Source organism: Novosphingobium sp. ST904, from assembly GCF_001298105.1.
Classification (GTDB): domain Bacteria; phylum Pseudomonadota; class Alphaproteobacteria; order Sphingomonadales; family Sphingomonadaceae; genus Novosphingobium.
The window spans coordinates 17,605-31,004 of sequence record NZ_LGJH01000158.1 but is presented as its reverse complement, the minus strand read 5'-3'; the positions used below and the strand labels follow the sequence as shown (position 1 = coordinate 31,004).

The window sequence follows — 13,400 nt, the reverse complement described above, 5'->3', positions numbered from 1 at the left end:
TGGCGCTTCCGATCCAATTGAGTTAACTTACTGCGATGGAACAGACGTTGGGTCGGCGTGCTGTCCTCATGGGCGGATTGGTTGCGGGCGCAAGCCTGGCAATACCTTCGCGTGTGCTGGCAGCGGAAAATTTGGCAGGAACAGCTTCGGGACAGATTGGCCCGGTTGCCGCGGTGCCGAGCGCCCTCACGCCGTATCAGCGCCGCGTCCTCGATGTCGCCACGCAGCAGGTCCAGCGGACGCAGGGCCATATCTGGCGCACCGATCTCGTCGGCATCGCCGATTTCGCCCAGCCTTCGTGGAAACCGCGCCTGCACTTCGTCAATATCGAGAACGGGACGGTGCGCTCTTTCCTGCTGGCCCACGGGCGCGGATCGGACCCGGCGCACAGCGGCTGGTTGCAGAGCTTCTCGAACATGCCCGGCTCGGAAGCCACTTCGCGCGGGGCCTTCCTCACCTGCGAATGGTACACCGGCAAATACGGCACCTCGATCCGTCTCAAGGGGCTCGACCCGGATAACTCCATGGCGCTCGAACGCGCCATCGTGATGCATCCGGCGTGGTACGTCGATGCCGCGATGATCGAGAAATGGGGCAAGCTCGGCCGCAGCGAAGGCTGCTTCGCCATGAGCAATGCAGACTTCAACGAGGCGTTGTGGCACCTCTCGGGCGGGCGCCTGCTCTTCGCGGATCGCATCGGGGAATATTGAACCCCATTCATGGCTTCATGCCGAAATCCGCCATGTCGAAGTCTGCGCAGGCGGGTTAGACACCCTTGCAGCAGGGTGTTACGGATCGATCATGAACGGAAATCTCGCGGGATTCAGGAAAGACGCGCCTACCGACGCGCGGCAGGTACGCTCGCGCAAGGCGCTCAACGCGGCCATGCTTTCGCTGCTTGAGGAAAAGGCCTTCGACCAGATCACCATCCGCGAAATCTCGGCCCGTGCCGGCACCGGCTATGCCACCTTCTTCCGTCACTACCCGACCAAGGAAGCGCTGCTGGGCGATGTCGCGTCCGAGGAAATCGCCGGACTGCTGGCGCTGTCGATCCCGATCCTCCACGCCTCGAACAGCTACGAATCCACTCTGGCGCTCTGCAGCCACGTCGGCCAGCACAAGGCCTTGTGGTCCGCGCTTCTGGCAGGCGGCGCCGCAGGCATCGTGCGCGATGAGTTCATCCGGCAAGCCCGCCGCCTCATCGAAGGCGTCGCCAATCCGGCGGACTGGCTGCCGCAGGACCTGGGCGTCGTTCATGGCACCGGTTCGACGATCGACATCCTCGCCTGGTGGCTCACGCATGGAGAGGACCAGACCCCGGAAGCCACGGCCCGTATCCTCCACCGGCTGGTGATCGCACCGCTGGTCGGCGACCGCGTAGAGGCACGCGCCGCGGCAGGATGACGTGAGCGGTAGCATCGACAGTGCGGACTGGCCGCTGTTCGGCTGGATCGACGACATTCGGCGGCCACTGGCGGAGGCTTTCGGTGCGGGGCATCCCGTCGCCCTTGCCACGCTCTATCGGGTCGGCGGCAGCGCCCCGCGCGGCCCCGGTGCGCAAATGCTGTTCGTCGCGCCGGAGAATGCCGGCGGCGGGAGCGACATTGCCGCGAGCGGCTACTTTTCGGGAGACTGCATCGAAGGCGACGTGGCCAGTCACGCCGCGCAGGTCCTGGCCGATGGTGAGCCCCGGCACCTCCATTACGGCGCCGGAAGCCCGTGGATCGACATCCGCCTGCGCTGCGGCGGCGCGCTCCACGTCATGGTCGAACGCATCGCCCCGGATAGTCCGGCGGCCACCGAATTGCTGCGCCATGCCGCCGAACGTCGGAGCTGCCGCTGGCACAGCGACGGCACGCGGCAATGGGTCACGGTGGACGAAGGCCCCCTGCTGGCCGTGGAGGAGGAGCCCTTCCTGCTTTCGCGCCGCTACGATCCGCCCCGCCGCCTCGTCGTTTCCGGCGGCGATCCCGGCGCTCTGGCCGCAGCACAACTCGGCGCGCTCGCCCAGTTCGAGACGATCCTGCTCCGGCCGGACGGGCCGCACCAGCCGCCGCCCTTCCCGGTTTCGCGCTACTTGCGCGCCGACCCCGCCACCGCGCTCGATGAACTCGGCATCGATCGCTGGACAGCCTACCTCGGCGCCACGCATGAGGATCACCACGACCTCGGCGGCTGCCTTGCCGCGCTGCGGGGCGCGCCGGTTACGTCGCCATGATCGGCGCCAGATCGCGCGCGGAGACAAGGCTCGGCGCCTTGCGCGCCGCGGGCGCCACGCCGGAGGAACTGGACCGGCTTCACCTCTCGCCGGGTGTACCCGGTCTGGGAAAATCGCCCTGGGAAGTCGCGACGGGGATCATGGCAGAGATCATGCAGGCCCTGAACCCGGCGCGGGAACGCGCATGAACCGGGCGGCGATCGTCCTTGCCGCCGGATCGTCGCGCCGCTTCGGGGGCGACAAGCTGTCTGCCCCCTTCGAGGGCGAGCCGCTGCTGTTTCACGCGGTCCACGCCGCGCGCGCGGCGCCGGTGTCGCGCATTCTGATCGTCGCCCGCCCCGACCTCGATTGCGGAACGTGGGACGGCGCGCCGGCGGTAGAGGTGCTGCGCGTTGAGAGCGATGCCCTTTCCGATTCCCTCAAGGCCGGCATCGCGGCTCTCGGCGAACCCTGCGATGTCTTCGTGTTCCTGGGCGACATGCCCCGCCTGCCTCACGGCGAGGCCGCCCGTCTTGCCGATGCGCTGGGAAGTGGCGCCGCTGCGATGCCTTGCCGCCAGGGCCATCCAGGCCATCCGGTCCTGCTGTCCGCGCGGCTTCTGCCGGAGCTTGCCGGGCTGACCGGAGACGAAGGCGCCGGACGGCTGCTGCGCGGCCGCGACGACGTAATCTTCGTGGAATGCGACGATCCCTCCATCCATCTCGACATCGATCGCCCGGAGGATCTCTCCGCCCTCTCGGAAAGCACGCCCCCTTCGCCCGCCCGGACCTGATCCGGGACAGCCGCAAGACAGGCGATCAGGCGCGGCCGGTCTGACTCGACAGCAGCGCCGGATCGATCCCTTCCGCCCGCCAGGTCGCGGTCCAGCGGGAATCGACCGGCGTATCGAACAGGATCTCCGGATGCGGATCGGCCGCATGCCATCCGTGCTGCCGCATCTCGCCTTCAAGCTGACCGGGCGCCCACCCCGCATAGCCGAGCGCCATGAGCCACCGGCTCGGTCCACGGCCTTCGGCAATCGCGCGCAGCACGTCCATCGAGGCCGAAAGCGCGCAAAGCGGCTGCACTTCCACGGTGTCGCTCCCGCCCCAATCGGTCGAGTGCAGCACGAAGCCCCGGCCCGGCTCCACAGGGCCGCCGTCGTGAACCTCGCAATCGGGGGCGACGCCGGGATCGATGCCCAGTTCCTCCAGGATTTCATGGAAGCGCACGCCTTCGCGCAGCCTGCCGACGCCGATGCCCAGAGCGCCACTTTCGTCGTGCACGCAAAGCACGCTTACAGTGTGATCGAAGCGGGGGTCGAACATGCCCGGCATCGCGAGAAGGAGTCGCCCGGATAAGTATTGTTTCTCTGTCACACCGGCAAATGTAAGCGCTTCGCAGGGGACGGCAAGCCGGTTGCGCTTTCCCCGCACGCCATCGCGCTCTATGCCTCCGCCGCAACCAGGGAGGAAATCGCGAGTGAGCCTGCTGTTCGAACTGCCCGAAGTGCCCAGCGTCCCCGTCGTCGGTGAGGAAGCGCGTTATCCGGTGCGCCGCGTGTTCTGCGTCGGCCGCAACTACGCCGCCCATGCGCGCGAACTGGGCAACGCGGTGGACCGCGAGGCGCCGATCTGGTTCACCAAGGCGCCCGCCGCCATCTGCGCCTCGGGCAGCGCGATCGCCTATCCGCCGGGAACGCAGGACTGCCACTACGAGATGGAACTCGTCGTCGCCATCGGCGGCCACGGCTTCGAGATTCCCGCCGAACAGGCCATGGCGCTCGTCTACGGCTATGCCTGCGGCCTCGACATGACCCGGCGCGACCTTCAGAACGCCGCCAAGGCCAAGGGCTACCCCTGGGACACCGGCAAGGACTTCGAAAACGGTGCGGTGATTGCCCCGATCACCCCGGCTGCCGCATTCGGCGCGCCCGGCGAACAACGCATCACCCTCGCCCGGAACGGCGTGACGAAGCAGAATGCGCCGCTCTCCGAAATGATCTGGAGCCTGCCGGAACTCATCGCCGACCTTTCACGCCTCTATCACCTCGCGCCCGGCGACCTCATCTACACCGGCACACCCGCCGGCGTCGGTCCGGTGGCGCCGGGAGATCGGCTCGAAGGCCGCGTGGAAGGGCTGGAGCCCGTCGTTCTGGCGATCGAACCGGCCTGACCGATAGATGACGTATCAACGCTCCTTCCGGCTCGTGGGCGGCCTGCTTGCCGGCTGTCCGCTGCTGCTGCTTGCCGCGCCTGCTCTTGCCGATGAAAACGCGGAGCCTGCCGGGCCGATAATCGTCACCGGCCACGGCCTGGAATCCGGCCCGGCGACACCTGCCTACGACGTGGAAACGATCGAGCGCGACGCGGTGATCGCCAGCGCCTCGGGACGGATCGAGGACGTACTCAACTCGGTGGCGGGCTTCGCGCAATTCCGCCGCTCGGACAGCCGCTCGGCCAACCCCTCGTCGCAAGGCGCAACCTTGCGCGCGCTCGGCGGCAATGCGTCGAGCCGGACGCTGGTATTGCTCGACGGCGTGCCCGTGGCGAACCCGTTCTTCGGCTACATCCCCTTCAGCGCCATCGCCCCCGAACGACTTTCCTCGATCCGGGTGACGCGCGGCGGCGGTTCCGGAGCGTTCGGAGCCGGCGCGTCGCCGGAACCATCGAGATGACCAGCGCCGGGCCGGACCAGATCGGCGCGCTTCAGGGCATCGCGCTCGTCAACGACCGGGGCGAGACACAGGCGTCGGCCAGTGCCGCACCGAAACTTGGCGCGGGCTACCTCGTGGCCAGCGTGCAGTGGGACCGGGGCGAAGGTTTCTGGACGACCCCCGCCAGCCAGCGCGTGCCCGCATCGTCGCGCGCCGCCTATGACAGCTGGTCGGCATCGCTGCGGGCCGTGGCGCCGCTGAACGCGGACGTCGAGCTTCAGGCATCCGCCCTCGCCTATGGCGATACCCGCAGCCTGCGCTTCAAGGGCGCCGATTCCACCTCCGACGGGCAGCAGGCCTCGCTCCGTCTGGTCGGCCGGGGAGACTGGCAGTTCGATGTGCTGGGCTACGTCCAGGCGCAGGATTTCTCGAACGTCGTCATCAGTTCCAGCACCTTCAGGAAAACGCTCGACCAGCGCCGCACGCCGACCACGGCGATAGGCGGCAAGGCCGAACTGCGCCCGCCGGTGGGCAAGGATCACGTCCTGCGCATCGGCACCGACCTGAGGCTGACCGAGGGGCACCTGCTCGAACTGCCGTACAACGCAACCGGCGCCTTCACGGCCGTGCGCCGTGCGGGCGGCAACCAGTCCGACCTCGGGTTCTACATCGAGGATGACTGGACGCTGGGCGACCTCGTCATCACCGCCGGGGGACGGGCGGACCGCTGGACGATCCGGAACGGCTTCTACCGTTCGGTCAGCCCCGCAGGCGCGGTGACGCAGGACAGCGCCTATGCCGATCGCTCCGGCTGGATGGGCAATGCGCGGGGCGGGCTCGTCTGGAACGCGGGCAAGGCCGTCAGCCTTCGCGCCGCGGCCTATACCGGCATGCGCCTGCCCACGCTCAACGAACTCTACCGCCCCTTCGTGGTCTTCCCGGTAACGACCCAGGCCAATCCCGACCTCAAGCCCGAACGCCTGCGCGGTTACGAGGCGGGCGTGGACATCCATCCGTTCGAAGCGCTGACGCTTTCGCTCACGGCCTTCGACAACAAGGTGAAGGATGCCATCGCCAACGTCACCGTGGCCACCAACCAGCGCGAGCGGCAAAATGTCGATTCCGTCCATGCACGCGGACTGGAAGCGGCGGCCGCGCTCGATCTCGGCAAGGTCCGGTTCGACGGTTCGCTGGCATGGACCGACGCCAAGGTCAGGGCGCAGGATCCCGACCTTGACGGAAAGCGCCCGGCGCAAGTCCCCAGGTTCGCCGCCAGCGCGACGCTGGCCTGGCTGCCGGCCGATGGCTGGCGCTTCGCGGCCACGCTGCGCCATGTCGGCGCGCAATACGAGGACGACCTCCAGAGCTATGTCCTCCCCGCCGCGACCACGCTTGACGGTTATGTGCAAGTACCTGTCACAGGCCCGGTCTCGCTGGTGCTGCGCGCCGAGAACCTGACCGACGAGGACATCGTGACCCGCAATCAGGACGGCTCCATCGACCTTGGCACGCCGCGCACATTCTGGGCAGGCGTGCGGGTGGCCCTGCGCTGATGCGCCTGGCGGTCCTCTCGGACATCCACGGCAACCTGCGCGCGCTCGATGCCGTGCTGGAGGACGTGACGGCACGCGGCATCACGCGCATCGTCAATCTGGGCGACATCCTGAGCGGCCCGCTCCAGCCCGCCCGGACCGCCGAACGCCTGATGGCGCTCGGCCTCGAGACGATTCGCGGCAATCACGAACGGCAATTGCTCGAACTGCCGCGCGAACGCATGGGCCTGTCGGACGCGCACGCCGATGCAAGGCTGGAAGACCACCACCGTGCATGGCTGGCTGCGCTGCCGGATACGCTCTGGCTGGAGGAAGACCTCTACGCCTGCCACGGATCGCCCGGCAGCGACCTGCAATATCTGCTGGAAACCGTGGAGCCGGACGGCTGCCGTCAGGCCACGATAGCGGAAGTGGAAGCCCGCGTTGCCGGCCTCGATGCCGCCATGATCCTTTGCGGGCACACGCACCTGCCGCGCAGCGTCCGCCTTGCCGACGGACGTCAGGTGGTCAATCCCGGCTCCGTGGGCCTGCCCGCCTACGACGATGACCATCCCTATCCGCACGTGATGGAAAGCGGATCGCCCCATGCGCGCTATGCCGTGATCGAGCGCGCGGAGGGGGAATGGCGCGCCGAGCTGGTTGCCGTGGCCTACGACTGGCAGTCGGCAGCGGAGGATGCGCTGGCGGCCGGGCGCGGCGATTGGGCGCGGGCACTGGCGACAGGCCGTGCATGAGCACCGTTCCGCCGCACATGCCGCACTGGCGCATTGCCGCGTGCGCGCATAAGGAGGGCCGATGCCGCGCCTGACCGTCAACGATCACCCGGTCGAAATCGCCATGGACCCGCAGACGCCCCTGCTTTGGGGCCTGCGTGACGGCGCGAACCTCACCGGCACCAAGTACGGCTGCGGCGTGGGAGATTGCGGCGCCTGCACGGTCCTGGTCGATGGCGCGGCGCTGCGTTCCTGCCTCGTCTCGCTGGGCGAATGCGAAGGGCGCTTCGTTACCACCATCGAAGGCCTGTCCGCGGATCGCTCGCACCCGATGCAGCAGGCGATGGTCGCCGAACAGGCGATCCAGTGCGGCTTCTGCACGCCCGGCATCGTCATCGGCGGTGCGGCGCTACTCGCCCGCAATGCCGATCCCAGCGATGCCGAAATCCGCGAAGCGATCCCCAACCTCTGCCGCTGCGGCGTCTATCCGCGCCTGATTGCCGCCGTCCAGCGCGCCGGCCGGGCCATGCGCCGCGAGGAAACGCTGAGCGCTGCGCCCGCGCCCGGCATCTCGCCGCAGGACGCCGCGCGCGCCGTCCCGGCCATGGCGCCGCTGCAAACGACTTCCCAAGGACAACAGGAGACACGCCCGTGAAGGCGACCATCTGGCACAACCCCAATTGCGGCACCTCGCGCAAGACGCTGGCGATCCTTCAGGAAACGCCCGGCGCCGAAGTGGAAGTGATCGAGTATCTGAAGAACCCGCCCTCGGCGGAAAAGCTTGGCCAGCTCTACAGGGACGCCGGGATTTCGCCGCAGCAGGGCCTGCGCATGCGCGGCACCGATGCAGCGGAGCGCGGCCTCCCCGATGCCGACGACGGCACCGTTCTGGCCGCCATGGCTGCGGAGCCCGTCCTGATCGAGCGTCCTTTGGTGGAGACCGACAAGGGCGTGCGGCTGTGCCGTCCGCAGGAAAAGGTCCACGAGATTCTGTAACTCCCCCGTAACATTGGGCCGACGCTTGCTTGCAATATCGGCCCCGATCTGTCACCGAATCGCCCTTCGCCGGACGACAACTAAGCGAGAGCTTCCGCCAGCATGACCAGTACCGAGCTTGCCCGAGAGGCGCTGCCCCAGCGGATCAAGCGGAAGATCAAACACAGCCTCGGACCATGGGGCGTGTTCATTGAAGGCTTCCTGCGCAATCCCGTGATGGTCGGCTCGATCGTCCCGTCCTCGCGTTTCACGATCAACCGCATGCTGGGTCCAGTCGACTGGGCCAACTGCAAGCTCTTCGTCGAATACGGCCCCGGCGTCGGCACGTTCTGCCGCCCGGTGCTGGACCGCCTCGGTCGCGACGGGCAGCTGATCGTGATCGACACGAACCCGCTGTTCATCGACTATCTGCGCCGCACGATCACGGACAGCCGCTTCATCGCGGTGCTCGGATCGGCCGCCGACGTGGAAGATATCGTGCGCGCCCATGGCCACGAAAAGGCGGACTACGTGCTGTCAGGCCTGCCGTTCTCGACCCTGCCCGACGGTGTCGGTCCGGCGATCGCTTCGGCAACCTACCGCGTCATCCGCAAGGGCGGCGCGTTCCTGGTCTATCAGTTCACGCCCAAGGCGCGCGAATTCATGGCTCGCCACTTCACGCGGATCGACAACGGCATGGAGCCGATCAACGTACCCCCCTGCTTCCTGTTCTGGGGCTGGAAGGACGAGGATTGAGGCAGCGCCCTGCGGCGCGCTTCCTGCCTCCTCACACAAAAAGGCCGGCGCCATGGCGCCGGCCTTTTTCGTTTTCGGCTTATTCGAACGTGCCCGCTATCCGCTCGGGCGAAGGGCCGGCAAGCTGGCGATGCACCTGCCCGATCACCGCAACGAAATAGAGCGCCATGATCGTTGCCAGGATCGATTCGAGCACTGCTCCCGCAACGCGCGCCACTTCGGCCGGAGCCAGCAAGGCGATCGGCAGCGTCAGCACATTGGCGAAGATCATCAGCACCATCATCGCCAGCATCAGCAGGGCGTAGAAGCCCAGCAACCTGCCCGTGTTCCCCTTGGTCAGGGCCCAGGATCGGGCCAGCGCCGCGATCGGGTTGAGCGTCTTCTCGACGGCGACGACCGGCGCCGTCACCGACAGGCGCACGCCGATCGCGATGGCGAGAATCAGCGCAAGGCCAAGGCCGATGGCCGCACCGGCCTTCCCACCCGCCACGCCCAGAACGCCGCCGACAACCATGGCGACCATGGCCAGTGCCAGTCCGGCCACGATCTGCGCCAGCAGGTAGGGCAGCAGGCCCTTCAGCCCGGAGCGAATCGCCTCTCCCACCGTCGGGCGGCGATCGGTGTCAAGCAGGCAGAGCAGCGAAAGCGTGCCCAGCGCCTGAAGCAGGGCGACCGGGATCATCACCGGCAGCACCGAGTTCCAATAGGCCCTCACCGCCTCGACGACCTGCGTCTCGCTCAGCCCCGAGCCCATTTCCGGCTGCGGGAAGAAGATCGCGAAAACGAGTTGCGGCAGCAGGAAGAAGACGCCCGCCAGTGCCAGAACCACCTCCCGATTGGCGGAAACCGCCAGGGACGCCTGGCTCCAGGCCTTGTTGCTGTCGAACCTCATAGATGCTCCTGATACGCCGTTCGAGGGCGCCATGTTAGCGCGGCGCCTCAAAGTGACTTGATAACCGCAGGGAATGACGCCACGCAACGCGGCATGACTTTTCCCGACACGCTTCCCGGTGATATCGAACTGCGGATCAGCGCCGAACCCGTGCCCTACCGCGCCGCGCTTGACGAAATGACCGAGCGCAACGCCCGGATCGCCGCCGGCGAGGCGCGCGAACTGGTATGGCTGCTCGAACACCCTCCCGTCTACACGGCCGGCACCAGCGCCGACCTGACCGAACTGCTCGATCCGCGCTTCGAGGTCGTGGAGGCCGGTCGCGGCGGGCGCTATACCTATCATGGGCCGGGCCAGCGCGTGGCTTATGTCCTGCTGGACCTGCGCAAACGCGCCCGCGACGCACGCGGCTTCGTCCATGGGCTCGAAGGCTGGGTGATCGCAACGCTGAAGGATTTCGGAGTCGAAAGCTTCCGCAGCGAAGGCCGGATCGGCATCTGGACCCAGGACGTGGACGGGCGCGAGGCCAAGATCGGCGCGATCGGCGTGCGCATCCGCAAATGGGTGACGATGCACGGCTTCGCGGTGAACATCCGGCCCGACCTGTCGCACTTCACCGGCATCGTTCCTTGCGGGATCGACGAGTTCGGCGTCACCAGCCTTGCGCGCCTTGGACGCACGGTGGAGTTCGCGACCTGGGACGAAGCCCTGATCGCCCGCGCGCCCGCCTTCCTCGCCGCGCTAGACCGCCCATGCCCACCGGAGCAGCCAGCATGACCCGTCTTTTCCGGATGCTGCCCAAGGCCGCACTGACACTCGCCCTGACCGCTGGCACCGCCCTGGGCGGCTGCAATCAGCAGGACGCGCCAAGCGAAAAGGCCGCCAGCGGCGCGAAGCTCCTGCCCCGCTCCGTCAGCGACGACATGCTGCCTTACGATACCGTGCGTTCGCAATCGCCGCTGGCGGCGCCGACCTACTCGAGCTCCGGCTCGGTATCCCCGCGCAGCAGCGCCACGGAAGCAGCCCTGCCCGAGGACGATACGGCCAATGCCGCAGCCGCTGCCGCCGCCGAAGTGGAAGCCGCCGCCGCCGAGCCTGCGCCGCAGCAATAAGCCCCGGCGGCGGTTGCCCGGCGCACTGCGGGACAACCGCGCCGCCCGTTTCAGAGCGCCTTTTCGTAGATCGCGTATTCGCGGTTCACCTTGCTGTCGATGGCCCCTGCAATGGCGACCATCCCCTGGTTGTCTTCTAGAACCCAGCCGATCTCGCCGCGCCTGGCGCCGAACTTCGCCGTGGCCGACCGACGGATGTACTCGATCATCATAAAGGCGAGCTGGCTGGCCAGACGCGAGGATTGCAGCTTCTTGCGCACGCCCATCAGCGGCACGCGCATGTCGGCCGGCTTCGGCTTGCGCAGCCAGAGCAGCAACTTGATGAGCCCGAGGATCGACGGCTTGCCCTTGGTGCCGTTCAGCCGCTTCTGTGCCTGGTTGAGATCGGGCCAGGTCATCATGAACGCCACGGCTCGCCTTCGTATTCGGCGATCCGAATCAGTTCGGGATGAACCAGCGGCTTGAGCGCCTTTCCGGTGTAGGCGATCTCGCGGTCAGTGAAGGGCACGAAGCCCCAGTTGTCCGACCAGGCATCGTTGAGGATGTCGCAGATCAGCGCCGCTTCCTCGTCGAATCGACTGGGATCCACTTCGCGGATGCGGATCTTGGCGTTCTTCTCGCCCGAGGAGACGATGCGCTGGATCAGCGGGGGGAAATTCTTCGTCACGTCCAGATCGTAGGTGAACAGGGTCTTCACCCGGTCATAGCCCGCACCCTCGATCCATGGCTGATAGGCCGAATCGTGGTGCGCCATCATCACCATCGGCGGATGATCGAACCCGCGCACCTGAAGGCCGGGCTCTTCCCAGACCGAAAGGTTCATCGGCGCCAGAACCCGGGTCATGCCCTGCTCGCGCAGCCAGTTCTCGGCCGTTTCGATCAGCAGTCTCGCAACCGCCTCATCGTCCGCCTCGATGGCGCCCCAGTTGCCGGTTCCCGGCCCCATGCCCTGCTCAGGCGGCTGTTTCAGCGCCAGTTCATCGATATGCGCCGAAATGCGCCCGACGACGGCACCACCGCGCTTTGCCAGGAAAAGCTGGCCGCGCGCATGGTCCCAGAAGGGGTTCTTGCCCGGCGTGAACTTGGAAATCTCTTCCGAGCGCAGGTTGGGCACCCAGTTTTGATCTGCCGCATTGTGCCGATAAGCGTAATCGACAAAGGCGATGCGGTCGGCCTTGCTGGAAACGGGTGTGATGACTAGTTCGGCGTTGGCCACGATCCTGCCTTTGTTCCGCTATATGGGGAATGCTTGGATCGCGACCTGCGGTCGGTCCCGTCACCTTGTCAAGCAGGACCGCACGGCAGTGCCGCTGCAAAACACGCACCGGGGCCAATTTTGCCCCGAGACTTTGGGCTTGCACCGATCTTTCGGGCCCGCCCTGAACTTTGGACCCGATTGTATGATTGCCCAGGAAGCCATCGACCTGTCACCCACCGCACCGCGCGAAGCTGCTGCTCGCCCGCGTTCGTCGGAGATTCCCGACGACAAGGCGATGCTGCGCGCGGCAGTCGAACTGACCCGCGACATCTCGGCCGCGCGGCCCGAAATCTACTGGCCCGACATGCTGGCCTCGGCCGCGGTCGGCTATGGTGCGCTGGCCGGTGCAATCCTGGTGGACAGCCCCTGGGCGGCGCTCGGCTGTGGCCTGCTGGCGGCGCTGGGACTCTACCGGGCGCTGCTGTTCATTCACGAACTGAGCCATATTCACCGCGATGCCCTGCCCGGCTTCCGCTTCGGCTGGAACCTGCTGGTCGGCATACCGCTGCTCACGCCGTCTCTGATGTACGAGAACGTGCACACCATCCACCATACCCGCACGCGCTATGGCACGGTGGAGGACCCTGAGTACCTGCCGCTGGCGCTGATGAAGCCCTGGAGCCTGCCGGTCTTCGCGCTGACCGCCATCCTGCTGCCGGTGGCGCTGCTGATCCGCTCGGCTGTGCTGGTGCCGCTGGGCGCCGTGATACCGCCGCTGCGCAAGCTCGTGTGGGAGCGTGCGTCCGCGCTCGCCATCAACCCGCAGTTCCGCCGGCGGCCCGCCGAAGGCAAGTTCGCTCGCATGGTCTTCTGGCAGGAAGTTGGCTGTTCGGCCTGGGCCATCGCCGTGCTTGCCGCAAGCGCCGCATATGGCTGGCGCCCGCTGCTGATCGCGCTCTGCGTGGTTTCGCTCACCGCATTCCTCAACCAGGTCCGCACCCTTGTCGCTCACCTCTGGGAGAACGACGGCGACGCCATGACAGTGACCGCGCAGTACCTCGATTCGGTGAACGTTCCGCCCCCCGCGAAGTTCTCCGAACTTTGGGCGCCGGTGGGCCTGCGCTACCATGCGCTGCATCATCTCCTGCCCTCGATGCCGTATCACTCGCTGGCCGAAGCCCATCGCCGCCTTGCCCGGCAACTGGGAACCGATTCCACTTACGCTAAGGCGAACTACCCCGGCCTGATGCCGCTGGTCGGACGCCTGATCCAAAGCACCATGCGAACGCGCTGATCGTCCGTTGGGACGAGAAAGAAAAAGGGGCCTCGCGGCAATCCGCGCGAGGCC

The 13,400-nt window shown here is 67.1% G+C and carries 15 protein-coding genes and 2 pseudogenes; 14 read left to right on the top strand and 3 right to left on the bottom strand.

Annotation, left to right across the window (positions count from 1 at the left end; translation table 11 throughout):
• Positions 1 to 173: 173 nt before the first annotated feature.
• The 5 genes from ADT71_RS20935 to ADT71_RS20920 all read left to right on the top strand — a co-directional run bounded on the left by ADT71_RS20935 (position 174) and on the right by ADT71_RS20920 (position 2,990).
• Complete coding sequence (locus ADT71_RS20935; RefSeq protein WP_231636079.1) at positions 174 to 710, top strand: murein L,D-transpeptidase catalytic domain-containing protein; 537 nt, start codon at positions 174 to 176, stop codon at positions 708 to 710.
• Positions 711 to 801: 91 nt separating this feature from the next.
• Entirely contained in the window at positions 802 to 1,404 is a 603-nt protein-coding gene (locus ADT71_RS20930) for a TetR/AcrR family transcriptional regulator (RefSeq protein WP_054439943.1), read from the top strand.
• A gap of 1 nt (position 1,405) precedes the next feature.
• Positions 1,406 to 2,218 carry an XdhC family protein gene (locus ADT71_RS20925; protein WP_231636078.1) on the top strand — a complete coding sequence of 271 codons (813 nt, stop codon included), beginning with the start codon at positions 1,406 to 1,408 and terminating at the stop codon, positions 2,216 to 2,218.
• On the top strand, positions 2,215 to 2,406 hold the full coding sequence (locus ADT71_RS34200) for an XdhC family protein (RefSeq protein WP_231636077.1): 192 nt from the start codon (positions 2,215 to 2,217) through the stop codon (positions 2,404 to 2,406). The genes ADT71_RS20925 and ADT71_RS34200 overlap by 4 nt, the downstream gene beginning before the upstream one ends.
• The gene (locus tag ADT71_RS20920; RefSeq protein WP_054439942.1) at positions 2,403 to 2,990 is read left to right on the top strand and encodes an NTP transferase domain-containing protein; all 588 of its coding nucleotides are present in this window, start codon (positions 2,403 to 2,405) and stop codon (positions 2,988 to 2,990) included. The genes ADT71_RS34200 and ADT71_RS20920 overlap by 4 nt, the downstream gene beginning before the upstream one ends.
• Before the next feature lie 25 nt (positions 2,991 to 3,015).
• On the opposite strand, the gene ADT71_RS20915 is transcribed toward ADT71_RS20920, so the two are convergent.
• On the bottom strand, positions 3,016 to 3,525 hold the full coding sequence (locus ADT71_RS20915; protein WP_185997973.1) for a YqgE/AlgH family protein: 510 nt from the start codon (positions 3,523 to 3,525) through the stop codon (positions 3,016 to 3,018).
• Between the two features lie 154 nt (positions 3,526 to 3,679).
• Between ADT71_RS20915 and ADT71_RS20910 the strand changes: the two genes are divergently transcribed.
• The 6 genes and pseudogenes from ADT71_RS20910 (at position 3,680) to ADT71_RS20885 (ending at position 8,850) form a co-directional block, all read left to right on the top strand.
• The gene (locus ADT71_RS20910; protein ID WP_197283095.1) at positions 3,680 to 4,372 is read left to right on the top strand and encodes a fumarylacetoacetate hydrolase family protein; all 693 of its coding nucleotides are present in this window, start codon (positions 3,680 to 3,682) and stop codon (positions 4,370 to 4,372) included.
• Positions 4,373 to 4,379: 7 nt separating this feature from the next.
• Positions 4,380 to 6,406: pseudogene (locus ADT71_RS20905) on the top strand (TonB-dependent receptor).
• On the top strand, positions 6,406 to 7,140 hold the full coding sequence (locus tag ADT71_RS20900) for a metallophosphoesterase (protein ID WP_054439938.1): 735 nt from the start codon (positions 6,406 to 6,408) through the stop codon (positions 7,138 to 7,140). The pseudogene ADT71_RS20905 and the gene ADT71_RS20900 overlap by 1 nt, the downstream one beginning before the upstream one ends.
• Positions 7,141 to 7,201: 61 nt before the next feature.
• Complete coding sequence (locus ADT71_RS20895) at positions 7,202 to 7,774, top strand: (2Fe-2S)-binding protein (protein ID WP_054439936.1); 573 nt, start codon at positions 7,202 to 7,204, stop codon at positions 7,772 to 7,774.
• Entirely contained in the window at positions 7,771 to 8,115 is a 345-nt protein-coding gene (locus ADT71_RS20890; RefSeq protein WP_054439934.1) for an arsenate reductase family protein, read from the top strand. The genes ADT71_RS20895 and ADT71_RS20890 overlap by 4 nt, the downstream gene beginning before the upstream one ends.
• 102 nt (positions 8,116 to 8,217) lie before the next feature.
• A complete protein-coding gene (locus ADT71_RS20885) occupies positions 8,218 to 8,850 on the top strand; it encodes a class I SAM-dependent methyltransferase (RefSeq protein WP_054439932.1) in 633 nt (210 codons plus the stop codon).
• A 79-nt stretch (positions 8,851 to 8,929) separates the two neighbouring features.
• On the opposite strand, the gene ADT71_RS20880 is transcribed toward ADT71_RS20885, so the two are convergent.
• Positions 8,930 to 9,742: a hypothetical protein gene (locus tag ADT71_RS20880; RefSeq protein WP_054439929.1), complete on the bottom strand. Its 813-nt coding sequence runs from the start codon at positions 9,740 to 9,742 to the stop codon at positions 8,930 to 8,932.
• 93 nt (positions 9,743 to 9,835) lie between these two features.
• Between ADT71_RS20880 and lipB the strand changes: the two genes are divergently transcribed.
• Positions 9,836 to 10,519, top strand: coding sequence for a lipoyl(octanoyl) transferase LipB (gene lipB / locus ADT71_RS20875; RefSeq protein ID WP_054439927.1), 684 nt, complete (start codon positions 9,836 to 9,838; stop codon positions 10,517 to 10,519).
• Entirely contained in the window at positions 10,516 to 10,854 is a 339-nt protein-coding gene (locus ADT71_RS20870; RefSeq protein WP_231636076.1) for a hypothetical protein, read from the top strand. The genes lipB and ADT71_RS20870 overlap by 4 nt, the downstream gene beginning before the upstream one ends.
• Positions 10,855 to 10,904: 50 nt before the next feature.
• Here the strand turns inward: ADT71_RS20870 and ADT71_RS20865 are convergent.
• A pseudogene (locus ADT71_RS20865) lies at positions 10,905 to 12,070 on the bottom strand (N-acetyltransferase).
• A 184-nt stretch (positions 12,071 to 12,254) separates the two neighbouring features.
• Between ADT71_RS20865 and ADT71_RS20860 the strand changes: the two are divergent.
• Positions 12,255 to 13,346, top strand: a complete 1,092-nt coding sequence (locus tag ADT71_RS20860; RefSeq protein ID WP_054439925.1) for a fatty acid desaturase — start codon at positions 12,255 to 12,257, stop codon at positions 13,344 to 13,346.
• The last annotated feature ends 54 nt before the right edge of the window (positions 13,347 to 13,400 follow it).